The 21,820-nt window shown below is 70.7% G+C and carries 22 protein-coding genes; 15 read left to right on the top strand and 7 right to left on the bottom strand.

Annotated elements, in window-relative coordinates:
* Window positions 1-166: 166 nt before the first annotated feature.
* The 3 genes from IE250_RS06355 (at window position 167) to IE250_RS06345 (ending at window position 3,258) form a co-directional block, all read left to right on the top strand.
* Window positions 167-1,651 carry an XRE family transcriptional regulator gene (locus IE250_RS06355; RefSeq protein WP_189668467.1) on the top strand — a complete coding sequence of 495 codons (1,485 nt, stop codon included), beginning with the start codon at window positions 167-169 and terminating at the stop codon, window positions 1,649-1,651.
* Window positions 1,652-1,697: 46 nt separating this feature from the next.
* Entirely contained in the window at window positions 1,698-2,375 is a 678-nt protein-coding gene (locus IE250_RS06350) for a hypothetical protein (protein ID WP_189668466.1), read from the top strand.
* Between the two features lie 121 nt (window positions 2,376-2,496).
* On the top strand, window positions 2,497-3,258 hold the full coding sequence (locus IE250_RS06345; RefSeq protein ID WP_189668465.1) for a DUF2306 domain-containing protein: 762 nt from the start codon (window positions 2,497-2,499) through the stop codon (window positions 3,256-3,258).
* 6 nt (window positions 3,259-3,264) lie between these two features.
* On the opposite strand, the gene IE250_RS06340 is transcribed toward IE250_RS06345, so the two are convergent.
* Window positions 3,265-4,560, bottom strand: coding sequence for an alpha/beta fold hydrolase (locus IE250_RS06340; RefSeq protein ID WP_189668464.1), 1,296 nt, complete (start codon window positions 4,558-4,560; stop codon window positions 3,265-3,267).
* Window positions 4,561-4,654: 94 nt separating this feature from the next.
* Here IE250_RS06340 and IE250_RS06335 point away from each other — a divergent pair, with 94 nt between their 5' ends.
* Genes IE250_RS06335 through IE250_RS06320 form a run of 4 tightly spaced genes read left to right on the top strand, consistent with a single transcriptional unit; the run spans window position 4,655 to window position 6,025 of the window.
* A complete protein-coding gene (locus IE250_RS06335) occupies window positions 4,655-5,110 on the top strand; it encodes a helix-turn-helix domain-containing protein (protein WP_189668463.1) in 456 nt (151 codons plus the stop codon).
* Complete coding sequence (locus tag IE250_RS06330) at window positions 5,107-5,484, top strand: HepT-like ribonuclease domain-containing protein (RefSeq protein ID WP_189668462.1); 378 nt, start codon at window positions 5,107-5,109, stop codon at window positions 5,482-5,484. Before IE250_RS06335 ends, IE250_RS06330 begins: the two co-directional genes overlap by 4 nt.
* 45 nt (window positions 5,485-5,529) lie before the next feature.
* The gene (locus IE250_RS06325; protein ID WP_189668461.1) at window positions 5,530-5,802 is read left to right on the top strand and encodes a CysS/YqeB C-terminal domain-containing protein; all 273 of its coding nucleotides are present in this window, start codon (window positions 5,530-5,532) and stop codon (window positions 5,800-5,802) included.
* Entirely contained in the window at window positions 5,786-6,025 is a 240-nt protein-coding gene (locus IE250_RS06320; protein ID WP_229872205.1) for a TetR/AcrR family transcriptional regulator, read from the top strand. The genes IE250_RS06325 and IE250_RS06320 overlap by 17 nt, the downstream gene beginning before the upstream one ends.
* Window positions 6,026-6,104: 79 nt before the next feature.
* Here the strand turns inward: IE250_RS06320 and glpK are convergent, their stop codons facing one another.
* From glpK to IE250_RS06305, 3 genes are all read right to left on the bottom strand, one after another.
* A complete protein-coding gene (gene glpK / locus IE250_RS06315; protein ID WP_189668460.1) occupies window positions 6,105-7,619 on the bottom strand; it encodes a glycerol kinase GlpK in 1,515 nt (504 codons plus the stop codon).
* Window positions 7,620-7,661: 42 nt separating this feature from the next.
* A complete protein-coding gene (locus IE250_RS06310; RefSeq protein WP_189668459.1) occupies window positions 7,662-8,390 on the bottom strand; it encodes an MIP/aquaporin family protein in 729 nt (242 codons plus the stop codon).
* Between the two features lie 131 nt (window positions 8,391-8,521).
* The gene (locus IE250_RS06305; protein WP_189668458.1) at window positions 8,522-10,267 is read right to left on the bottom strand and encodes a glycerol-3-phosphate dehydrogenase/oxidase; all 1,746 of its coding nucleotides are present in this window, start codon (window positions 10,265-10,267) and stop codon (window positions 8,522-8,524) included.
* A 197-nt stretch (window positions 10,268-10,464) separates the two neighbouring features.
* On the opposite strand from IE250_RS06305, the gene IE250_RS06300 reads away from it, so the two are divergent.
* Window positions 10,465-11,007 carry an amino-acid N-acetyltransferase gene (locus tag IE250_RS06300; RefSeq protein WP_229872204.1) on the top strand — a complete coding sequence of 181 codons (543 nt, stop codon included), beginning with the start codon at window positions 10,465-10,467 and terminating at the stop codon, window positions 11,005-11,007.
* Between the two features lie 3 nt (window positions 11,008-11,010).
* Here IE250_RS06300 and IE250_RS06295 read toward each other — a convergent pair whose 3' ends face one another.
* Window positions 11,011-11,907 (bottom strand): iron-sulfur binding domain-containing protein, encoded by an 897-nt coding sequence (locus tag IE250_RS06295; protein WP_308434111.1) that lies wholly within the window; start codon window positions 11,905-11,907, stop codon window positions 11,011-11,013.
* Window positions 11,908-12,110: 203 nt separating this feature from the next.
* Here IE250_RS06295 and IE250_RS06290 point away from each other — a divergent pair, with 203 nt between their 5' ends.
* Window positions 12,111-12,968 (top strand): hypothetical protein, encoded by an 858-nt coding sequence (locus IE250_RS06290; RefSeq protein WP_189668457.1) that lies wholly within the window; start codon window positions 12,111-12,113, stop codon window positions 12,966-12,968.
* Between the two features lie 21 nt (window positions 12,969-12,989).
* On the opposite strand, the gene disA is transcribed toward IE250_RS06290, so the two are convergent.
* Window positions 12,990-14,072, bottom strand: coding sequence for a DNA integrity scanning diadenylate cyclase DisA (gene disA / locus IE250_RS06285; protein ID WP_189668456.1), 1,083 nt, complete (start codon window positions 14,070-14,072; stop codon window positions 12,990-12,992).
* Window positions 14,073-14,125: 53 nt separating this feature from the next.
* On the bottom strand, window positions 14,126-15,559 hold the full coding sequence (gene radA, locus IE250_RS06280; protein WP_189668455.1) for a DNA repair protein RadA: 1,434 nt from the start codon (window positions 15,557-15,559) through the stop codon (window positions 14,126-14,128).
* 211 nt (window positions 15,560-15,770) lie between these two features.
* Here radA and IE250_RS06275 point away from each other — a divergent pair, with 211 nt between their 5' ends.
* The 6 genes from IE250_RS06275 to IE250_RS06250 all read left to right on the top strand — a co-directional run bounded on the left by IE250_RS06275 (window position 15,771) and on the right by IE250_RS06250 (window position 21,682).
* Window positions 15,771-16,433: a hypothetical protein gene (locus IE250_RS06275; protein ID WP_189668454.1), complete on the top strand. Its 663-nt coding sequence runs from the start codon at window positions 15,771-15,773 to the stop codon at window positions 16,431-16,433.
* A gap of 22 nt (window positions 16,434-16,455) precedes the next feature.
* On the top strand, window positions 16,456-17,259 hold the full coding sequence (gene proC / locus IE250_RS06270) for a pyrroline-5-carboxylate reductase (RefSeq protein ID WP_189668453.1): 804 nt from the start codon (window positions 16,456-16,458) through the stop codon (window positions 17,257-17,259).
* A 46-nt stretch (window positions 17,260-17,305) separates the two neighbouring features.
* Window positions 17,306-18,307, top strand: a complete 1,002-nt coding sequence (locus IE250_RS06265; RefSeq protein ID WP_189669109.1) for a LacI family DNA-binding transcriptional regulator — start codon at window positions 17,306-17,308, stop codon at window positions 18,305-18,307.
* Between the two features lie 281 nt (window positions 18,308-18,588).
* The gene (locus tag IE250_RS06260) at window positions 18,589-19,422 is read left to right on the top strand and encodes a carbohydrate ABC transporter permease (RefSeq protein WP_373301605.1); all 834 of its coding nucleotides are present in this window, start codon (window positions 18,589-18,591) and stop codon (window positions 19,420-19,422) included.
* Window positions 19,422-20,285 carry a carbohydrate ABC transporter permease gene (locus tag IE250_RS06255; RefSeq protein ID WP_189668451.1) on the top strand — a complete coding sequence of 288 codons (864 nt, stop codon included), beginning with the start codon at window positions 19,422-19,424 and terminating at the stop codon, window positions 20,283-20,285. The genes IE250_RS06260 and IE250_RS06255 overlap by 1 nt, the downstream gene beginning before the upstream one ends.
* 50 nt (window positions 20,286-20,335) lie before the next feature.
* A complete protein-coding gene (locus IE250_RS06250) occupies window positions 20,336-21,682 on the top strand; it encodes an ABC transporter substrate-binding protein (protein WP_189668450.1) in 1,347 nt (448 codons plus the stop codon).
* Window positions 21,683-21,820: the final 138 nt, after the last annotated feature.

Here is a 21,820-nt window from a genome sequence, read left to right as displayed (position 1 = left end):
ACGGTGGCGGGCTTGTTTCCACTCTCATGTGCGGATCGCCCGGAATTCCAGTCCTAGGCCTGTCAAGAATCGCCGATCTTCACGTAGTGTGAAGGAGCGGGTTCCTACTGGTCTGTCCCGGGTCCCTCCGGGTGACGGCCATCACACGAAAGAACGGAGGGGGGACGTGCCGAGCTCGAGCGAGACGACCGGCGGCGAGACCGACCTGATCACCCTGGGCCGCCGCATCCGGCACCTGCGCACCGCGCAGGGACTCACGCTGGACGCGCTCGGCGAGAAGGTCGGCTCGGCCCCGAGCCTCCTGTCGCTCGTGGAGAACGGGCGGCGCGAACCGCGGCTCGGGCTCCTCCGGTCGATCGCGGAGGCGCTCGGCGTGCCGATGAGCGAGCTGCTCAGCGCGGAGCCGCCGTCGCGCCGCGCGGCCCTGGAGATCGCGCTCGACCGGGCGCAGCGCGGTCCGCTGTTCACCACCCTGGGCGTGCCTGCCGTCAAACCCAGCCAGAAGCTGCCGACGCCCGTGCTGGAGCAGCTCGTGGGCCTGCACGAGGAGCTGGCGCGGCGCGAGCAGATGGCTATCGCCACGCCCGAGGAGGCACGGCGCGCCAACACCGAGCTGCGCCTGGAGCGCGAAGCCCGGAACAACCACTACCCGCAGTTCGAGGCGGTGGCGGAGCAGCTGGTCAAGGCCGCCGGGTACACGGGCGGCGCGCTGACGCACCGGACGGTGGCCCGGATGGCGGAACAGATGGGTTTCACGCTGCTGCACGTGGACGACCTGCCCCGGTCCGCCCGCAGCGTGACCGACCTGCGCAACGGCCGCATCTACCTGCCCCCGGCGTCGACCCCGGGCGGCCACGGGCTGCGGTCGCTCGCGCTCCAGGCGCTCGCCCACCGTGTGCTCGAGCACGACCGGCCGCGCTCCTACGGCGAGTTCCTGCGCCAGCGCGTCGAGATCACGTACTTCGCCGCGGCCTGCCTCGCGCCGCAGTTCGTGGCCGTGCCGTTCCTGGAGGCACGCAAGCGGGAGCGCGACCTCGCGGTCGAGGATTTCCGCGACGCCTTCGGCATCACCCACGAGGCCGCCGCGATGCGGCTCACCAACCTCGCAACGCACCACCTCGGCATCCCGCTGCACTTCCTGCGCGTCGGGGCCGACGGCGCCCTGTTCCGCGGCTACGCGAACGACGGCCTGCCGTTCCCGCAGGACGTCACGGGGGCCATCGAGGGACAGCTGATCTGCCGGCGGTGGGCGGCGCGCGAGGCGTTCGAACGGCGCGACCGCGCCACCGAGTTCTACCAGTACACGGACACCCCGGCCGGGACGTTCTGGTGCTCCACCCAGACGGGTTCGATGTCGCCGGCCGGCGGGCCCGACGGCGGGTCGGGCGCGTTCTCCATCACGGTCGGCGTGCCGTACGCGCACGCCAAGTGGTTCCGCGGGCGGGACACACAGGTGCGGCGCGTCTCCACCTGCCCGGACCCGGCGTGCTGCCAGCGCCCGGCTCCCGAGCTCACCGAGCGCTGGTCCGGCGAGGCCTGGCCGTCCGGACGCATGCACCAGCAGATCCTCGCGGCCCTGCCGCGCGGCGCGTTCCCCGGCGTGGACGACGCCGAGGTGTACGCGTTCCTGGACAAGCACGCGCCCGAATAACGCTCCGTCGGGTCCATCGCGCGTAGCCGGGTTAGCGTAGGCAACCGTGGCATCGAACCTGGCTTGCATCGGACTGGACGTCTGGCGACGCAGCGACTTTCGCGACATGGTCGCGGCTGCCCGCTCCGGGGCGGAGACCATCGCCAAGGACGGCGAGGTCGGCGTGCACATCTGGACCGACGAGTCCGGTGCCCGCCTGATCCTCACCACCGAGGGCGACCTCGTGCGGGTGGTCACGCCCACGTTCTACGCCGCGCCGGGCGCCATCATCTCCGAGCCGCAGGCGATCGACGGCGGGCTTGTGCTGGCCGAGCTCGTGAACCAGCACGACGAGGTCATCACCGAGATCGCGTGCCAGCTCGAGGAGCTGTCGCTGCTCGCGGGCGCGGAGCAGCCGGTAACCGGCCCGGCGTCGGTCGTCGTGCTGGGCAACTCCGTACAGGTGACCGGACGGGCCGACGGCGCCGTTCCCGGCCTGGTCTTCGAGCCCACCGGGGCGTACGCCGCGTCGACCGACGCCGTCGCCCACCTGACCGGAGTCGTGCTGGCGGTGGAGCAGCGCGCCGTCTCCAGCACGGGCCAGGCCTTCACCGCCGCGCGCGTGCAGACCGACGGCTTCCAGGTCACTCTTTGTGTCCCGGCGGGGGACCCGCAGCTGGCCAGCGGCGACGTGGTGGATGTCGAGGGGTACGTGGTGGCGTCGCTGCCGGCCCTGCGACGCTGAATCCTGCGTTCGACGGCGGTGCCGGCTCGGCCGCACCGGAAGCCTGGGTAGGGCAGGCCCTACCTCATGGCAGTGGGTATGCAGGCTGGGCCCGACCGAGTCTCATCCATATGGTCGGCATATGGCTCCTGACCTGCGCAAAGACGCTGTCGTAGCTCGCTCCGCGGCTCGCCCCGCCAGCCCTTCCGCCGGGCGACGTCGCCCGTGGTGGCGCCGGCCCTGGATCGCCCCGCTGGGCGTGCTCATCCTCGCCTTCCTAGCCTTCTCGCTGCCGCGGTACCTGGGCCTGGACCCCCAGCAGAGCCTGGTGCCTTCGACCTTTCCCGGGCACTACGCGCTGCTCGTGGCGCACATCGGCTTCGCGACGATCGCGATGACCACCGGGTTCTTCCAGGTGTGGCCGTGGTTCCGTCGCCGGTTCCGGACGGTCCACCGGCGCCTCGGGCGCGTGTATGTGCTCGGCGGTGTGATCCCGTCGTCGATCCTCGCGGGCATCATCGGTTCGGCATCGCCGTTCGGGCCGATGACGGCCGTGAGCCACGTGTTCCTGGCCGTGCTCTGGCTGTCGTGCACGGTGGCCGGGTTCCGGGCCGCCCGACAGCGCCGGTTCGACGACCACCGCGAGTGGATGGTCCGCAGCTACGTGCTCACGACGTCGATCATCACGAACCGCCTGTGGCATCTCGTGTGGATGCCGGTCCTCGGGCCCCGGGTGGACACGTGGTTCCAGGGCAGCGAGCTCGCGATGCTGCAGACCGAGATGGCCCTGACGAACTGGCTCGGCTGGACGGTTCCGCTGGTCGTAGCGGAGGCGTTGCTGATGCGCCGGCGTCCGAGGCACCATCGCAGCCGAGCCGGACGCTTGGTCGGAACAGGGCTTTGACCCCTCTCAGAGGAGCGGGCCGCCCCGGGCGTCCAGGCGCTCCAGCAGGCGGGGCAGGACGTCGCCGAGGCGCAGGCCGTCGTGCTCGAACTCGTTGGTGACCCACGCCGCGACGTTGCCTACGTGCTGGGCGGTCTCGAGCGAGAGGGACGAGTCGACGAACATGTCGTCGAAGTACACGGCCGCCTCGACCGGGACCTCGTTCTCCGCGAGGCGGTGCAGGTCGTACAGGTCGCCCCAGTGCTGCCGCTCCGCGAGGGCGTTCGCCGCGGCCTTGAACGGCCGCAGGGCGCTGATCTCGGAGAACATCCAGGGGTAGATCATCTCGCCGGTCATCAGCAGTGGCCGGGCACCCTCGCTGAACGCCGGGTCGGCCTCGCGCACGGACTGGGCCGCCCAAGCCGTCGGGCCGGTATGGGGCTGGGCGTAGATCGACTCGTGCAGCAGCGCGTACATCGGGTTCGTCGCGAACGACGTCTCGGCCGCGACCGTGGCGAGGAACGTGTCGCTGAGCGGCCCGCCGTGCGGGGAGTCGAACGCCTCGTCGATGATCCAGTGCACGCGGTCGAAGCCGGGCTGCATGCCGAAGTCCATGCCGAGCGTCTGGAACCGGCGGGTCGTGAGCGTGTCGCCGCCGGGCTCCGTCACCCCGCCGTCCGAGAGGCGGTCGGCGATGCGCCCGAGGGCCTTCGTGACGTGCGGGTAGCGCGCGCGGAACCGCTCGTTCTTTGCCACCACGCGCGGCTGCGTGCGCTCGTACACCTCCCGGGCCGACGCCGTGAGACCCGGCAGGCCGCCGGTGACGATGCTCGCGTTCAGCCCCTCTGGAGCGAACGACAGGTACGTCATGGTGATGAATCCGCCGTACGACTGGCCCAGCGACGTCCAGCGCCGTCCGCCGAAGAGCGTCTTCCGGACGTGTTCGGCGTCGTGCACGATGTTGTCGGCGCGGAAGTGCGTGAGGTACTCGGCCTGCTGCTCGGGCGTTCCGACGGCGGTGAGCGCACCCGCCCGGATGGCGCTGGACCGCCCGGTGCCGCGCTGGTCCAGCAGCACCACGCGGAAACGCTTCAGCGCCGTGCCGACCCAGCCCTCGGGTCCGGTCGGTCGCGGTCCCTTGCCGCCCGGGCCGCCCTGCAGGAACACGAGGAGCGGCAGGTCCTCGGTACGGCGGGTGGGATCAACGAGCTCGCGGGCGAACACCGAGATCGTGGGGGAGCCGTCGGGCTGGGACCAGTCGAGCGGGACGTCGACGGAGTGGTCGGTGATGTGGACGCCGGGAAGGGTGTAGCTGATAGGCACAGGCTCACGCTATCGGTGCTCGGCCGGCGCGGCCGGGCGTGCTCCGGCCATCGACCTCCGCGCAGGCTGATCACAAGTCGATATACTGTGGTTCATGGGCGGCTACGGGAGGGATCTGCGCGCCCGGCGCTTGCGTGCCGGGATGACGCAGCGTGAGCTGGCGGCGAGATCCGGAACCTCGCAGCCGGCGATAGCGGCAATCGAGAAGGGCGTCCGCAGCCCTGCGCTGGAGACCCGCGCTCGAATCGATGCTGCCCTCCGGGTACGGCCTTCGATCTTGCTGGAGAACGCGCTCGAGCAGGTCCGAGTGGTGCTCGGTCGGTACCACGTGACCAACCCGCGCGTCTTCGGCTCCGTGGCGCGCGGCGAGGACACCGAGGCGTCGGACATCGACCTGCTGGTCACGACCCCGCCGGATTTCGACATCTTCGACAAGGCGATGCTGACCGAGGCCCTCGAGGAAGCGCTCGGCGTGCAGGTGGACGTGGTTCCGGACGACGCGCGCGGACCCGCTGCTGCGCGTGCGGCGGCCGAGGCGGTGCCGCTATGACGGGCGGCGTTGCGGGGTCGACCGGCGGGGACGGTGCGGCCGACCGCGAGAAGGTAGCCCGGTACCTGGCGGACCTGGCCCGTTTCGGGGAGCAGGCGCGCCGGCTGGTCTCGGAAGGGCACGAGGCCTATATGGCCCAGACGTTCGACGGAGAGCGGAGCAGGGGTTTCGGTGAGCACATCGTCCTGAACATCGCGACGGTTGCTGAGCGTCTCCCGGAGTGGTTCAAGGAGCAACATCCTGACATCGGATGGCCGGCGCTCAAGGGCATGCGCAACCTGATAGCCCACGTCTACGACGGTGTGGACGACGAGCTGGTGTGGCGCGCGCTGGAGAAGCGTGTGCCGTGGATGGTTGAGGAGCTGTTGCATTAGTGGAGTAGTTGCTCTAATCGGCTCTTCGACACCCTGTCGCAGGCCGTGGTCCGGGACGCTCTGGAGCAGCACCGCTACAAGTGGCGGGACGCGGACCTGCACGAGCAGCAGTTCGAGCGCTGGGTCGACGGCCGCCCCGGCTTCACGGCCGCCGAGCACGAGGTGCTCCGGCGTCGGCTCGAAAAACGGAAGGACGCCGCCGCCCGCACCGATGCGGACCTGGCCGCGTTCAGACTGGTGGCGCGCATCCGGGACGACCGGATCCAGGTGCGCCGGACGGCGTCGGCGGACGAGGGCGTGCGTGGCGCGGACCGTTGATCCTGCGCGCCACGAGGCGCGCAGGCTCGTCATCATCGACGCCGCCCTCACCGTCTTCGCCGAGCACGGGTACGACGGCGCCACGACTGCTGCGATCTGCCGGCAGGCGGGCATCGGGTCGGGCACGTTCTTCCACTACTTCCCGACCAAGCTGGCGCTCCTGCTCGCGATCCTGGAGCTCGGCACGGCCGAGGTGCGGTTGACACGGCGAGGCGCTTCCTAGCCCCATAGCTCCGTCGCTGGTCGCACCCACGACCAGCGAAGGAGCTCGACCAGCGAGGCGTCCTTGCGCCAGCGGTAGGTCAGTGCACGTCCTCGTCGACCCAGTCGAACGTCTTGGTCACTGCCTTCTTCCAGCTCCGGTACAGCCGCTCCCGCTCGACCTCCTCGGCGACCGGCTCCCACCGTCGGTCCTCCGCCCAGTTCGCGGTGACGTCGGACTCGCCCTTCCAGAACCCGACGGCGATGCCCGCCGCGTACGCGGCGCCGAGCGCAGTGGTCTCCGCGACGACGGGGCGGACGACGGGAACACCGAGCTGGTCGGCCTGGAACTGCATCAGCAGCTCGTTGGAGATCATGCCGCCGTCGACCTTGAGCTCGGTGAGCTCCACACCGGAGTCGGCGCGCATGGCGTCCATGACCTCGCGGGTCTGGTACGCCGTCGCCTCCAGCGCGGCCCGCGCGATGTGGTTCCGGTTGACGAACCGGGTGAGGCCGACGAGGGCGCCGCGGGCGTCCGGTCGCCAGTACGGTGCGAACAGCCCCGAGAAGGCGGGCACGAAGTACGCGCCGCCGTTGTCCTCGACCTTGCGGGCCAGCCACTCGACGTCGGGCGAGTCCGTGAACAGGCCCAGGTTGTCGCGGAGCCACTGGACCAGCGACCCGGTGACGGCGATCGAACCCTCGAGCGCGTAGATGGGGGCGGCGTCGCCGATCTTGTAGCAGACGGTGGTGAGCAGGCCGTGCTCGGACGGCACCTTCTCCGTGCCCGTGTTGAGCAGCATGAAGTTACCGGTGCCGTAAGTGTTCTTCGCGGTACCGACCTCGAAGCACGCCTGGCCGAACGTCGCCGCCTGCTGGTCGCCGAGGATGCCCGCGATGGGCACGCCGGGCACCATGCCCTTGGTGCGCCCCTCTCCGTACACCTCCGACGAGGAGCGGATCTCGGGGAGCATCGACAGCGGGATGCCCATGTCCGCGGCGATGTCCTCGCGCCAGGACAGGGTGTCGAGGTCCATGAGCATGGTGCGGGACGCGTTGGTGACATCGGTGACGTGCACGCCGCCATCAGGGCCGCCGGTCATGTTCCACAGCACCCATGCGTCCGTGTTGCCGAACAGGAGGTCGCCCCGCTCGGCCTTCTCCCGCGCCCCTTCGACGTTGTCGAGGATCCACTTCACCTTGGGGCCTGAGAAGTAGGTGGCGAGCGGGAGGCCCACGATCGCCTTGTACTTGTCCGCGCCCTCGGAGCCGCCGAGCTCGTCGACGATCGCCTGCGTGCGCGTGTCCTGCCAGACGATCGCGTTGTAGACCGGCTTGCCGGTCGTCTTGTCCCACACCACCGTGGTCTCGCGCTGGTTGGTGATGCCGACGGCGGCGAGGTCGGTGTAGTTGATGTTCGCCCTGGTCAGCGCGAGGCCGACCACCTCGCGGGTGTTGTCCCAGATCTGTTCTGGCTTGTGCTCCACCCAGCCGGCCCTCGGGAAGATCTGGTCGTGCTCGATCTGGCCGCTGGACACGATGGTCCCGGAGTGGTTGAAGACGATCGCCCTGGTGCTCGTGGTGCCCTGGTCGATCGCGAGTACGTAGTCAGCCATCGGTGTTGACTCCCTTGTCTGTGTGTTGAGGATCGGGCCGGCTCAGACGGCCGCGGCCAGCAGGCCGCCCAGTGCGCCGCCGACCAGCGGCCCGACCACCGGGACCCATGAGTAGCCCCAGTCGCTCGATCCCTTGCCTGGGATGGGCAGGAGGAAGTGGGCGATGCGGGGGCCGAAGTCACGGGCCGGGTTGATGGCGTATCCCGTGGGGCCACCGAGGCTCGCGCCGATACCGAGCACGAGGAGCGCCGCGGCGAGAGGCCCCATGTCTCCGGGCCAGTTACCGAACGACAGGATGACGAAGACCAGGAAGAACGTGCCGATGACCTCGGTGACGAAGTTCCACGTGTACGAACGGATCTCCGGGCCCGTGGAGAAGACGCCGAGCTTGACGGCCGGTTCGGCCTCCAGGTCGAAGTGCTGCTTGTACGTCAGGTACGCGAGGACGGCGCCCACGAAGGCACCGAGAAGCTGCGCGACCCAGTAGAGGAGCATGTTGACGAAGTTGGCCGGGACGCCTTCGGCGAACTCCTCGGCCCCGCTGGACAGGATGCCGAGCGTTACGGCCGGGTTGATGTGCGCGCCGGACTTCAGCGACACGAACACGCCGGCGAAGACCGCCAGACCCCACCCGAAGTTGATCATCAGCCAGCCGCCGCCGAAGCCCTTGTTCCGGGGAAGGATGGCGTTGGCCACGACCCCGGCACCGCCGAGGATCAGGATCATGGTGCCGAGGAACTCCGGCACCATGATGTCCGTGAATGCGTTCATCGCTGACTCGCTCTCTGCCGACCACTCTGTCGGCGTACGGAGGTGAACCCGGCGGCTCGTGGGTGGCCCGTCGGCGGTCTGGTAGTTCGGTTGGCGGTTTCCTTTAGGCTCGGAGCGTTGGTTTCGGAGGGTTAGTTTCGGAGCGGCTGCATGGCCGCCACGTCCTGGGTGGTGAGCCGGGCCCGCTCGGCGGCCTCGTCGTCCGGCGCTTCCTCGGCGTGGCGTTCCGCCTCGATCCGCGACTGCCATGCGCGGATCTCGCGCTCCGCGTCCGATGCGTCCCAGCCGAGCAGCGGGCCGACGACGGCGGCGACCTCCTCGGCCGCCTCCGTGCCGCGGTCCGCGACCTCGTAGACCAGCCGCGTGCGGTGCGCCAGCACGTCCTCCAGGTGGAGGGCGCCCTCGTGGCTCACCGCGTAGTGCACCTCGGCACGCAGGTAGGCGGCGGCGTGCTCGAGCGGCTGGGCGAGCGTGGGATCGGCGTCGCACAGCTCGACGATCTCGGCGAGGTTCGCACCGTACCGGTGCAGCAGGTGGTCCAGCAGCGGGGGAGCCCAGCCGTACCGCTTGCCCCACGTGCGCGCCTGGCGCTGTACGGCGCGCAGCCCGACGGCGCCCGTGAGCGGGATCTGGTGCGTGATCGACGGGAGCGCGGCGGAGCGCTGCCCGATCGCGAAATCGACGGCGTCCTTGGCCATGATCCGGTAGGTCGTGAGCTTGCCACCCGCGATGACGGTGAGGCCCGGCGTCGGCGAGGCGACGGTGTGCTCGCGGCTGACCTTCGCGCTGCTCGTGCCGGCCTTGGTGCCCGGCTGGAGCAGCGGGCGCAGGCCCGCATAGGTGCCGATGATGTCTTCCCTCGTCAGGGGGTGCGCGAGCACGGCGTTGGCGTGGTCCAGGACGTAGTCGATGTCGGTGCTGGTGGCCACGGGGTGCGTGGGGTCGAGGCTCCACGGCGTGTCGGTGGTCCCGATGATCCAGTACCGGCTCCACGGGATGACGAACAGCACCGACTTCTCCGTCTGCAGGATCAGCCCCGCGTGGCCCCGGATGCGCTCGCGCGGGACGACGAGGTGCACGCCCTTGCTGGCGAGCACACGCAGCCCGCCCTCCGAACCTGCCAGAGCCTCGGTCTCCTCGGTCCACACGCCGGTCGCGTTCACGACCGACCGCGCCCGGACGGTGATCTCCTTGCCGGTCTCCAGGTCGACCAGGACCGCGCCGTTCACCGCTCCCGTGGCGCCCTGCGTCAGGCTGACCACCTGGGTGCGGCTCGCGGCGTGCGCGCCGTAGCTGGCGGCGGTCCGGATGAGGGTCGCGACCAGGCGGGCGTCGTCGACGGACGCGTCCCAGTACTGGACGGCGCCGACGGCGGCGTCGTGCGCCAGGTCCGGGAACTTGGCCTCCATCTGGTTCTTGCTCAGGTGCCGGTGGAACGGCATGGGGCGGCGGCCGGGCGTGAGCGTCGCCAGGATGTCGTACATAGCGATGCCGGCGCCGACGTAGGCGCGCTCCCAGACCCGGTGCTCCAGCGGATACAGGAACGGGACCGGCCGCACCAGGTGGGGTGCGAGGTCCCGTAGGAGGAGGTCGCGCTCGGTGAGCGCCTCGTGTACCAGCTCGAAGTCGAGCATCTGTAGGTAGCGCAGACCGCCGTGGACCAGCTTGCTGCTCCGGCTGGAGGTGCCCTGCGCCCAGTCCTGCGCCTCGACGACGGCGGTCGACAACCCGCGCGTGACCGCGTCCAGGGCGATACCGGCGCCGGTAACGCCGCCTCCAATCACCAGTACGTCGAGCTCTGCGGAGGGGCTGACGCTGGCCTCGAGCACTGCCAGCGCTTGCGTCCTCGCTTCTGCGGTCAGGCGTGTGGATGCCATGCGCCAAACTCACCACGCATTCCCTGACTTGGCAAGACCTTTGCCCTGCGGGCGGGGGTGTGGTTGAAGGTTCCCCGCCTCACGTTCTTGACTCGCCATCAGTTTCGCCGCGTGCGATCGCCTGATGTGCCCGTCTGACGTGCCCATCTGATGTGCGCCGGGGGCGCGGCATCGGCACCCGGCCGTAGTGTGTCGCCGTGACGACATCCGAGGCGCCGGTCGCGCCCGTGATCCGACCCGCGCTCCCCGCCGACGTGCGCACCATTCGTGACCTGGTCGAGCCGCTCAGCCAGGAGCGCATCCTCCGGCCGTACGAGATGGTCGGGTACTACGAGGCGGTCCAGGAGTTCCTGGTCGCCATCGATCCCGCCGATCCCGCGGGCTCGGCCGGCGGGACCGCCGTCGGCTGCGGGGCGCTCCACGTGATGTGGGACGACCTCGCCGAGGTGCGCACGCTCGCCGTGCACCGCGACTGGCGCGGCCGCAGGGTGGGGCACGCGCTGCTCGAGGCGCTGGTCGAGCGGGCGCGGACGCTGGGGCTGCGCCGCGTGTTCTGCCTCACCTTCGAGGTGGACTTCTTCGCCGCGCACGGGTTCCGGGAGATCGACGGCACGCCCGTGACCCCTGAGGTGTACACCGAGCTGCTGCGCTCCTACGACGAGGGTGTGGCCGAGTTCCTCGACCTGGCACGGGTGAAGCCCAACACCCTGGGCAACTCGCGGATGCTGCTGGAGCTCTGACCACTACCTCGGCAGGTGGAGGCGGTTCGCCTCGTCCTGTTCGGCCAGGCCGTCCTCGACCAGGCCGGCTATCGCGCGGTCGAGCTGCTGCGGGTCGTGCCACAGGCTCACCAGCAGGGCACGGTCCACCGGCTCGGCGGCATGCCGGAGCTCCGCCATGACCCGTCCGCGGGCCTGCCGGTCGGTGCCCGCCCAGGCCTGGGTCCGGCGTCGGGCGGCGTGGGCGTCCGGGGGTGAGCCGGCCCTGCGCCACGCGCACAGCCCGGCCACGGGGCACGCGCCGCACTTCGGTGCCTTCGCCGTGCAGACCAGCGCGCCCAGCTCCATCGAGGCCGCAGCCCAGCGGGCGGCCTCGACGTCGCCGTCCGGGGCGAGAGCCGTCGCCAGCGCGCGCTCGGCGGCCGTGTACGACGGCGCCGGCAGCGCCGCCCCGCCGACCGCCCGGGCCAGCACCCGGCGCACGTTCGTATCGACCACGACCGACCGCTTCCCGTACGCGAACGCCAGCACGGCCGCGGCCGTGTACTCGCCGATGCCGGGCAGATCGCGCAGCTCTGGCTCGGTGCGCGGCACCACGCCGTCGTGCAGTTCGACGATCGCCCTGGCGCACTCCTGCAGGCGCAGCGCGCGGCGCGGGTAGCCGAGGCGGCCCCACGCGCGCAACACGTCGGCGGTCGGGGCCCGCGCCAGGTCGGCGGGTGTGGGCCACTGCTCCAGCCACGCACGCCAGGCGGGCTCGACCCGCACCACCGGGGTCTGCTGCAGCATGACCTCGCTGACGAGAACGCCCCACGGCGTGCGGTCCGGCGCGCGCCAGGGCAGGTCGCGCGCGGCGCCGTCGAACCACTGCACGACGCCGGAGCGCACCTCGGTGCGTCGAGTCGCCTCCCGTGCTGTCACGGGAACTCATCCTGCCGCACCGCCGTGCCCCACCGAGGCCGGCGCGGTGTGAAGTGAAGCAGGGCATGTGACCGATTCGGCGGCGCGGCTGCCGCACCGGCCCGGTGCGGCGTCGTACTTTGGTGCCGCTGGCGTCACCGCACGTCACGCGGGACTTATCGCGCCTGGTTCGGGCGGCAGCTTTCAGTGAAGGGGTCGAGCAGGTGATCAGTGCGCCGGAGCGGGCCGGACGGCCCCCGGGTCGAGTCGCGAAGCGCGCTCCCGCCGGGCGCCCGCGACGGCTGGGCCGGTCGATCGCGGTGCTGGTCGTGCTGGGGCTCGGCGGCATAGGAGTGGCGGTGACGTGGCCCGCTGCGGACCCGCCGATCGTGTCGGACAAGGTGAGTCCACCGGACCCGGTGGACCCGAACGCCGCCGCAGCGCCGTGCGCGCCCGAGGATCTCGACATCGGGCTCGCCGCCGACCGCACGGCGGTCACACCGGGCGTGCCGGTCCGGTTCACGGTCTCTGTACGGAACGAAGGCCCGGTGCAGTGCCTGGTCGACGCCCCCAGGCGCAGCCTGGCCGTGACCCTGTACCAGGGCGAGGTGGGCGAGCCGACGGCGGAGCGGGCCTGGTCGTCCGCGGACTGTGCCGACCCGGACGAGGAGCGGCTGCTGCTCCTGGGGCCCGGCGATGTCGACGTCACGAGTGCCAGGTGGTCCGACTCCCGGTCGGTGCCCGGCTGCGAGCCCGGCCAGCCCAAGCCGGCCGCGGGCGAGTACTCCGCACAGGTAACGCTTGCCGACGTCGACGGGGCGTCCAGCGACGTGGTCCGGCTGACGTACACGGTGCCGGAGCCGACGAGGTCGCCGTCACCGTCGCCTTCGGGAAGCCCGTCCGGGAGTCCGTCCGCGAGCCCTTCGCCCGACCCGAGCGACGGTCCGGGTGCGGCCCCGAGCACAGGCGCGAGCGAGAAGCCCCGAGGCGAGAGCGCTCGTGCGGAGCACCAGTCGTCGAACGCCGCGTTGGTCGCGGATCCGACGGCCGCAGTGCAACCGGCTCGGCGTCCGGCGCCCTAGCCTCCTCGGTTCAGGTGCGTCTCAGACGTACCGCTCGAGGATGCTCGACTCCGCCAGCCGGGACAGGCCCTCGCGGATCGTCCGGGCGCGCTGCTCGCCGACGCCGTCGACCGACATGAGGTCGTCCACGCTCGCGGCGAGGAGCTTCTGCAGGCTGCTGAAGTGCCCCACGAGCTGCTCGATGGTGCTGTTCGGCAGCCGCGGCACCTTGGACAGGAGCCGGTAGCCGTGCGGCGCGACGGCGGCGTCGAGCGCGTCCCCGCCGCCGGGCAGGTCGAGGATCCGGCCGATCTGGCTCATGTCGAGCAGCTGCTGCGACGTGAGAGCCGACAGCTCGGCCTGCACGTCGGCGAGCGTGCGGTCCTTGCGGTTCAGCACGTAGTCGCGGATCACGAACTCGCGGTCCGCGCCGACGTCGCCGATCAGCTCGTCGAGCTGCAGCGCCAGCAGGCGGCCGTCCACACCGAGCTCGATCACGTAGCCCGCGATCTCGTCGGAGATGCGGCCGACCATCTCGAGGCGCTGCACCACTGAGCACACGTCCCGCACCGTGACCAGGTCCTCGATCTCCAGCGCGGACAGCGTGCCCGACACCTCGTCGAGGCGGGCACGGTAGCGCTCGAGCGTCGCGAGCGCCTGGTTGGCGCGGCCGAGGATCGTGTCCGAGTCCTCCAGCACGTGCCGCTGGCCGCCCACGTAGAGGGCGACGATCCGCATCGACTGGCTCACCGAGATGATCGGGAACCCGGTCTGCTTGGCGACGCGCTCGGCCGTGCGGTGGCGCGTGCCCGACTCGGTGGTCTCGATGGTCGGGTCGGGCAGCAGCTGCACGGCGGCCTTCCGGATGCGCGTGGCGAGCCGGTCGAGCACCACTGCGCCGTCCATCTTGGACAGCTCGCGCAAGCGTGTGGCCGAGAAGTCGACGTCGAGGGAGAAACCGCCGGAGCAGATCTGTTCCACGGTCGGATCGAGGCCGAGCACGATGAGCGCGCCGGTACGGCCACGCAGGATGCGTTCGAGCCCGTCGCGGAGTTCGGTCCCGGGCGCCACGGCGGCCAGGGTCTCACGGAGCAGCTCGTCAGGATGCGAGGAGGTCGTGGCCACGAAGAAATCCTACGCTGCGCACCGGGTTATAAGCAGTTCGTTTCACGAACCGGTCACCTGCCGTCCGTGTCGCCGTTGGCTCCATGGCCTGCGGACTGGGCCCATTCCACGGCGTCGCGGATGTGGGCCGCCTCGACCAGCAGGAGCCCGTCCGGCGCTTTGACGCCTGTCCCGTGCGGCACGACTGCGTGGGCGAACCCCAGGCGCGCGGCCTCGCCGAGGCGGCGATCCAGGCCCGCGACCGGGCGCAGGTCTCCGGCCAGGCCCACCTCGCCGATGGCGACGGTGGCCCCCGGCAGCGGCCTGCCCGTGCGGGCGGACACGAGGGCGAGCGCGGCCGCAAGGTCCGACGCCGGTTCGGTGATCCGGGCGCCGCCCACGGTCGAGGCGTAGACGTCCTGGTCGGCCAGGCGTAGCCCGCCGTGCCGCTGCAGCACCGCAAGGATCATCGCGAGCCGGCTGGAGTCGACGCCGCTGGTCGCGCGGCGCGGGTTGGTCAGCGGGCTCGGCGCCACGAGGCCCTGCACCTCGACGGCGAGCGGACGCCGCCCCTCCAGCGTCACCGTGATGCACGACCCGGCGACTCCTGAGCCGGCGTGCGACAGGAACAGGCCCGACGGGTCGGGCAGCCCGACGATGCCGTCCTCCGACAGGTCGAAGCAGCCCACCTCGTCAGTGGGTCCGTACCGGTTCTTCACCGCGCGGATCATGCGGAGGCGGGAGTGCCGGTCGCCCTCGAACTGGCAGACCACGTCGACCAGGTGCTCGAGCGTGCGGGGGCCGGCGACCGAGCCGTCCTTGGTGACGTGCCCCACGAGAATCGTGGGGATCTGCCGCTCCTTGGCCACCGCGATCAGCGCCGCGGCGACCTCCCGCACCTGCGAGACGCCGCCCGGCGCGCCGTCCACCTGGCCGGACGCGATGGTCTGCACCGAGTCCACGATGAGCATGTCCGGCTGGTTCACCTCGAGGTGGCCGAGCACGGTCCCCAGGTCGGTCTCCGCGGCGAGCAGCAGCGTCGGCGACAGCGCCCCTATCCGCTCGGCCCGCAGCCGCACCTGCCCGGCGGACTCCTCACCGGTCACGTACAGCACGGTGCGGGGCGACTCGAACCCGTCGGGGCCCAGCGCGCCGTCGGCCACGTTGCTCGCGACCGCGAGCAGCAGGGTCGACTTGCCCACACCCGGCTCGCCCGCGAGCAGGATCACGGCCCCGGGGACCAGTCCGCCGCCGAGCACCCGGTCGAACTCGCCGATACCGGTCGGGTTGGCGCGCGCCGACTCCACGTCGATGTCGGCGATGGGCCGGGCCGGCTCGCGCGCAGGGGATACGGCGGCCGTGCGTGGGCCGGACTGCACCGGTCCGTCCTCGGTCACGGTGCCCCACGCCTGGCACTCGCCGCAGCGGCCGACCCACTTGACGGTGGTCCAGCCGCACTCGGTACAGCGGTACGCGGGCCGGGCCCGCTTGGAGGTCGATGAGGTCACGGGCGCCACCGTACGTGGCACCACTGACACGAGACGCGGACCCGGCAACGCGGACCCGGCAACGCAGACCCGGCAACGCGGACCCGGCAACGCGGACCGGCAAGGCCGCCCCGCCGGGCGTGCCTGCGCCCGAATGTCGGTGGCGGGACATAAGGTGCCGCTTGAGCCGCCGTGGCGTACCCGGTGGACAGAGCACGGGGGAGCCAGGAACATGACCGACCAGCGCGCGAGCTCGCCGCGCAGCGGCGCAACGGCGTCGGTTGCGGCGAAGAAGCCGTCGCCCGCCGTGTACCGACGTCGTCGGCTCGTGGTGATCGTGGGCACGCTCGTGATCGTGCTCGCCGTGCTTCTCGTCGGGGGCTTCGCCTGGCCCGGTTTCTGGCGCTCCGAGGCGCCGCCGCCGCAGCCGCAGCCGGTCCCCACGGTGACCGTCACGGCCCCGGTGCCGACGCCAACGGTCAAGGCGGTGGACCGCAGCGGCGACGAGAGCGCCTTCCAGAAGGCTCTCCCGTCGGCGGTGCTGCAGTTCGCGCTCGGCTCGCTCGCCGAGGCGAAGGAGCCCAAGGGGCAGGGCGCGCTCGAGGCCTGGAACGCGGAGTACACCGACGGCGGGTCCGGCGAGGTCGCTCTCGTGGCGGGCCAGTGGGCGACGGAGGACGAGGCGGGCGAAGCCGCAGCGGCCTGGACCTCGGCCGCCGGCGAGGCGGAGCGTGAGGGCGACGTCAAGGTCGGCAAGAAGGTGGTCGGGCAGTACGCGATAGTGCCGGCCAAGGGCGGGAAGGCCGTCGTCGTGTGGCAGAACGGGACCGCCGTCTTGCGGGCGACCGGCCCGGCCGACGCGATGGAGGACTTCTACGCGGCGTTCCCCCTATGAGGGCACGGGGGAGAATGGGCTAGTGAACCAGCGACTTGCAGTACTCGGGGCCGGGAACATGGGCGAGGCGGTGCTCGCGGGCGCCCTCTCGGCAGGCTGGGCGGCGTCCGACGTCGTGGCCACCGTGCGGACCGAGGCCAAGGCCCAGCACCTGCGGGAGACCTACCAGGTGGCCACCACCAGCGACAACGTGGCCGCGGTCCGAGGTGCGGGCCTCGTCCTCGTGGGGGTCAAGCCGAAGGACGTCGGCGCCCTGCTCGACGAGATCGCGCCCGCGATCGACCCCGCTGCCGTGGTCGTCACCGTCGCGGCCGGCCACCCCGCGGCGTTCTACGAGCAGCGGCTGCCGGCCGGCGTCGCCGTCGTGCGGAGCGTTCCCAACACGCCCGCTTCGATCGGGGCCGGTATCACGGCGATCGCGCCGGGCGCTGCCGCGACGCAGGCTCACCTCGAGGCGGTCGAGCACCTGTTCGCGGGCACGGGCGCGGTGGTGCGCACGGCGGAGAAGGACCTCGACGCCGTCACCGCGATCTCCGGATCCGGCCCTGCCTACGTCTTCTACGTCGCCGACGCGCTCGCCGAGGCCGGCGTGCTGCTCGGCCTGACGCGCGATGTCGCACGCCGGCTCGCTGCCCAGACCCTGCTCGGGGCGTCCCGTCTCATGGACGAGTCCGGGGAGCATCCGGTCCTCCTGCGGGAGAAGGTCACCTCCCCCGGGGGCACCACGGCGGCCGCCCTGCGGGCCCTGGACGACGGCGGCGTGCGGGCCGCGTTCCTGACCGCCGCGACCGCTGCACGTGACCGCGCCGCCGCGCTGGGTGGATGATTCCTCCGTGACCATCTCTCGACCCGCAGTGACTCGGCCGCCCGCCATGGCCGACGTAGCCGCGCTCGCCGGCGTGTCCCACCAGACTGTCTCGCGCGTTCTCAACGGGCATCGGAGCGTGCGGCCGGCGACGCGGGAGAAGGTGCTGGAGGCGATCGCCCAGCTCGGGTACCGGCGCAACAGCGCAGCGCGCGCCCTGGTCACCGCGCGGTCGACGACGGTAGGCGTGGTGACCACCGGGTCTCCGCTGTTCGGCCCGTCGAGCACCCTGATCGCCGTCGAGGAGGCCGCGCGCGAGCAGGGCTGGTACGTCAGCGTCGCCACGCTGCGGCAGTACGACGCCGCCACCCTGCACAACGCCCTGGAGCACTTCATGGACCAGGCGGTCGAGGGCATCGTGGTGATCGCGCCGCACACCGACGTCGCCGACGCCGTGGACTCGTTCCGGGCTCCCGTACCCGTGGTTCTGATCGCGGCGCGCGCGATCCAGCCCGACGTGCCGACCATCCCGCTCGCCGTCGACCAGCGGGCGGGTACGCGGCTCGCCGTCGAGCATCTGATCGAGCTGGGGCACCGGCGGATCCTGCACGTCGCGGGCCCGCCGGACTGGCTGGACGCCGTCGAGCGTGAGGACGCGTGGCGCACGGTCCTCACCGAGCACGGCCTCCCCGTCCCGGAGGTGGTGGTGGCGGGCTGGACCGCGGACCGGGGCTACATGGTTGGCCTCGACCTGGCGCAGCGAATCAAGGCCGGCGACGGTCCTACCGCGGTCTTCGCCGCCAACGACCAGCTGGCCCTCGGCCTCCTGCGCGCCTTCTGGGAGTGCGGAGTCTCGGTGCCCGACGACGTGTCGGTGGTCGGCTTCGACGACGTCGACGGCTCCGGCCACTTCATCCCGCCGCTGACCACCGTCCGGCAGCCCTTCGTCGACCTGGGCCGGCGCAGCGTGGCGCTGCTCCTGGCGGCGGTCGCCGGCGGGAACCCGGCGGCGGAGCTGATCGCGCCCGAGCTGGTGGTACGAAGGAGCGCGACCTCGCCGCATAAGTGACAGTCCACAAGTAACAGTCACAGAACGGTCAAGTGGCGAGCGTTGACACGTCCGCGAGGCGGTGGCAGAGTCACCGCGCACGAGGATGTTTACGTTCACATTCCGTCGCCGGGCAGCGCTGTCCGACGTGTTCAAGGACAAGACGTCCAGGCAATTCCGGACGCTGTAGTCCGGGGAAAGGGGTGCCGCCCGTGCCAGGCCGCCGCCCACCGAGCCTCCGCGTACCCGTGGTAGGCCGACGTCCACCGAGCCTCCGCGTCTCCGCGGCAGGCTGGAGCTTCGTGACACCCTTCCTCGTGGTGTTCGCGTTGTTCATCGTGACCCCGCTGGTCTACTCGATGTACCTGAGCCTGTTTCGCAACCAGCTCATGGGCGGGACGACCTTCGCCGGGCTCGACAACTACGTGACCGCCTTCACCGACCCCAAGCTGTGGGACGGAGCGGGCCGCGTCGGGCTGTTCCTGCTGGTGCAGGTCCCGATCATGCTGGGGCTGTCGCTGATCGCCGCGCTAGCGATCGACAGCGGCCGCCTGCACGGCAAGGAGTTCTTCCGTGTGGCGCTGTTCCTGCCGTACGCCGTGCCCGGCGTCGTCGCCGTCCTGATGTGGGGCTTCATGTACGACGACCGCCTGGGCCTCACCGGGAGCCTCAACGACCTGGTCGGCTTCCCGCTGGTCGACCCGTACACGAAACAGTGGATCCTCACGGCGATCGGCAACATCGTGACCTGGGAGTTCGTGGGCTACAACATGCTGATCCTGTACTCGGCGCTCAAGACGGTGCCGGTCGAGATCTACGAGGCCGCGTCCATCGACGGCGCCAACCAGTTCCGCATCGTGCGGTCCATCAAGCTGCCCGCCGTGCGAGGAGCCCTGGTGATCGCGACGATCTTCTCGATCCTGGGTAGCTTCCAGCTCTTCAACGAGCCGAACATCCTCAAGGAGATCCAGCCGGCGCTGATCTCGTCGTTCTACACGCCCAACATCTACGCGTACAACCTGAGCTTTGAGGGCAACCAAGTGAGCTATGCGGCCACAGTCGCGATCGTGATGGGCCTCGTGACGGCGATCATCGCGTACGTGGTGCAGCTTCGTGGGACCCGGAAGGACGCGTGATGGCGGGCTACTCCTATCTCCGGCCGCGCAAGTCGGTCACGCTGACCGTCCTGCTGGGCGCACTGATCGTCTACTCGGTCCTGCCGCTGACCTGGATGCTCTTCAGCATCACCAAGACGCAGCCAGAGCTGCTCAGCTCGTTCGGCCTGTGGTTCTCCGGCCCGTTCGCGCTGTTCGACAACCTGGGTCAAGTCGTCACGCACGACGACGGCATCTTCCTGCGGTGGTTCGCCAACACGCTGATCTACGTGGTGGTGGGTGCCGGTGGCGCCACGATCCTCGCGACCGCCGCCGGGTACGGGCTGGCCAAGTACCGGTTCCGCGGCCGCAACGTGGTGTTCGCCTCCATCCTCGGGGCGATCGCGGTGCCCGGCACCGCGCTGGCCGTTCCTACGTTCCTCCTGTTCAGCCAGGTGGGCCTGACCAACACCATGTGGGCGATCATCCTGCCGTCGCTGGTGTCGCCGTTCGGCCTGTACCTCATGTGGGTGTTCTCGGCAGAGGCCGTGCCCACTGAGCTCCTGGAGGCGGCGCGGGTCGACGGCGCAGGTGAGTGGCGCACCTTCTTCACCATCTCGCTGCGCCTGCTGGCGCCGGGGATCGTAACCGTGGCGCTGTTCGCGATCGTCGCCACGTGGAACAACTACTTCCTACCGCTGATCATGCTCAACGACCAGGATCTGTACCCCCTGACGCTGGGCCTGTACCAGTGGCTGGCGGACGCATCCGGCATCGGGGCCCAGCCGGTGTTCAACCTGGTCATCACCGGTTCGTTCCTGACGGTCGTGCCGATCGTGATCGCGTTCCTGGTGCTCCAGCGGTACTGGCAGTCCGGCCTGAGCGCGGGCAGCGTGAAGGCATAACCGAAATGCCGGAAGACCTGAACTACGACGACGTGGAAGAAGGAAAGACCATGACCATCACCCGAAACCGACGTGTTGCGATCGGGGCCCTGGCCACACTGCTGGCCGCCTCTCTCACCGCCTGCTCCGGCGGCGGGGAAGGCGGCGGTGGCGGCGCAGCCGAGGGCGCGACCGCCGAGGACATCGAGGCCGCGCTCCAGGAGGGCGGCAGCATCACCTACTGGACCTGGACCCCCCAGGCCGAGACGCAGGTCGCCGCTTTCGAGAAGGCGTACCCGAACGTGGACGTCACGCTCGTGGACACCACGGGCGCCGGCGACGCCAACACCAAGCTGCAGAACACCCTCGCCTCCGGCAAGGGCGTGCCCGACGTGGTGCAGATCGAGTACCAGTCCGTCCCGCAGTTCCAGCTGCCGGGCCAGCTGACCGACCTCACCGAGTACGGGTTCGACGAGCTCGAGAGCCTGTACACCCCGTCCACCTGGGGTGCGGTGACGCAGAACGGCGGCATCTGGGGCCTGCCTCAGGACTCCGGCCCGATGGCGTTCTTCTACAACTCGGAGGTGTTCGACGCCGCGGGTGTCGAGGTGCCCACGACCTGGGAGGAGTACGTCGAGGCGGCGCGCACCATCAAGGAGCACGACCCCGACACGTGCATCGGCAACGACTCGGGCGACCCGGGCTTCACCACCAGCATGATCTGGCAGGCCGGCGGCACCCCGTTCCAGACCGACGGCGAGGCGGTCACGATCGACCTGGCTGACGAGGGCAGCACGAAGTGGGCCGAGATGTACCAGCCCCTCATCGACGACGAGCTGCTCTGCCAGCTCCCGGGCTGGAGCGACGAGTGGTACCAGGCCCTGGGCGACGGCACCATCGCGTCGGTGGTGCTCGGCGCGTGGGCGCCCGGCGTCTTCGAGGACGGCGTTCCCGACGGCAAGGGCAAGTGGCGCGTGGCTCCGACGCCGACGTACGACGGCACCCCAGCGAACGCGGAGAACGGCGGCAGCACGGAGTCCATCCCGGAGGCGTCGGAGAACAAGCTGCTCGCGGCAGGGTTCCTGAAGTGGCTCAACGGTAGCGACGAGTCGATCAAGGCCTTCATGGAGACCGGCGGCTTCCCGGCCACCGTCAAGGAGCTCGAGTCGGAGGAGTTCCTCAGCTACGAGTCCGAGTACTTCGGCGGTCAGAAGATCAACGAGGTGCTCGGCGCGGCCGGCGCCGACGTCAACGAGGGCTGGCAGTACCTGCCGTGGCAGTCGTACGCGAACAGCATCTACGCGGACACGGTCGGCCAGGCGTACCTCGACAAGTCGTCCCTCCTGGACGGCCTCGCGGCGTGGCAGGAAGAGAACGTCAAGTACGGCACGGACCAGGGGTTCACGGTCAACGGCTGATGCCGTAGTCGATCCCCATCAAGAGCGGGGATCCCGGGCTCCGGGGTCCCCGCTCCTGTCTGCACTGCCCCGCGTTACCTGCACCGAACAGAGCTACCTGTACTGCACCGAGTCCTGCACTGCGAAGAAGGAGTGTGG

Source organism: Promicromonospora soli, from assembly GCF_014653785.1.
GTDB lineage: Bacteria > Actinomycetota > Actinomycetes > Actinomycetales > Cellulomonadaceae > Promicromonospora > Promicromonospora soli.
This window is presented reverse-complemented; position numbering and strand designations above follow the sequence as displayed.

Excerpts from the sequence above, each read along its gene's own strand:
- IE250_RS06345 (WP_189668465.1), top strand. The coding sequence starts at position 2,497 with ATGGCTCCTGACCTGCGCAAAGACGCTGTCGTAGCTCGCTCCGCGGCT.
- IE250_RS06335 (WP_189668463.1), top strand. The coding sequence starts at position 4,655 with ATGGGCGGCTACGGGAGGGATCTGCGCGCCCGGCGCTTGCGTGCCGGG.
- IE250_RS06330 (WP_189668462.1), top strand. The coding sequence starts at position 5,107 with ATGACGGGCGGCGTTGCGGGGTCGACCGGCGGGGACGGTGCGGCCGAC.
- glpK (WP_189668460.1), bottom strand. The coding sequence starts at position 7,619 with ATGGCTGACTACGTACTCGCGATCGACCAGGGCACCACGAGCACCAGG.
- IE250_RS06310 (WP_189668459.1), bottom strand. The coding sequence starts at position 8,390 with ATGAACGCATTCACGGACATCATGGTGCCGGAGTTCCTCGGCACCATG.
- IE250_RS06305 (WP_189668458.1), bottom strand. The coding sequence starts at position 10,267 with ATGGCATCCACACGCCTGACCGCAGAAGCGAGGACGCAAGCGCTGGCA.
- IE250_RS06275 (WP_189668454.1), top strand. The coding sequence starts at position 15,771 with ATGACCGACCAGCGCGCGAGCTCGCCGCGCAGCGGCGCAACGGCGTCG.
- IE250_RS06265 (WP_189669109.1), top strand. The coding sequence starts at position 17,306 with ATGGCCGACGTAGCCGCGCTCGCCGGCGTGTCCCACCAGACTGTCTCG.
- IE250_RS06255 (WP_189668451.1), top strand. The coding sequence starts at position 19,422 with ATGGCGGGCTACTCCTATCTCCGGCCGCGCAAGTCGGTCACGCTGACC.
- IE250_RS06250 (WP_189668450.1), top strand. The coding sequence starts at position 20,336 with ATGACCATCACCCGAAACCGACGTGTTGCGATCGGGGCCCTGGCCACA.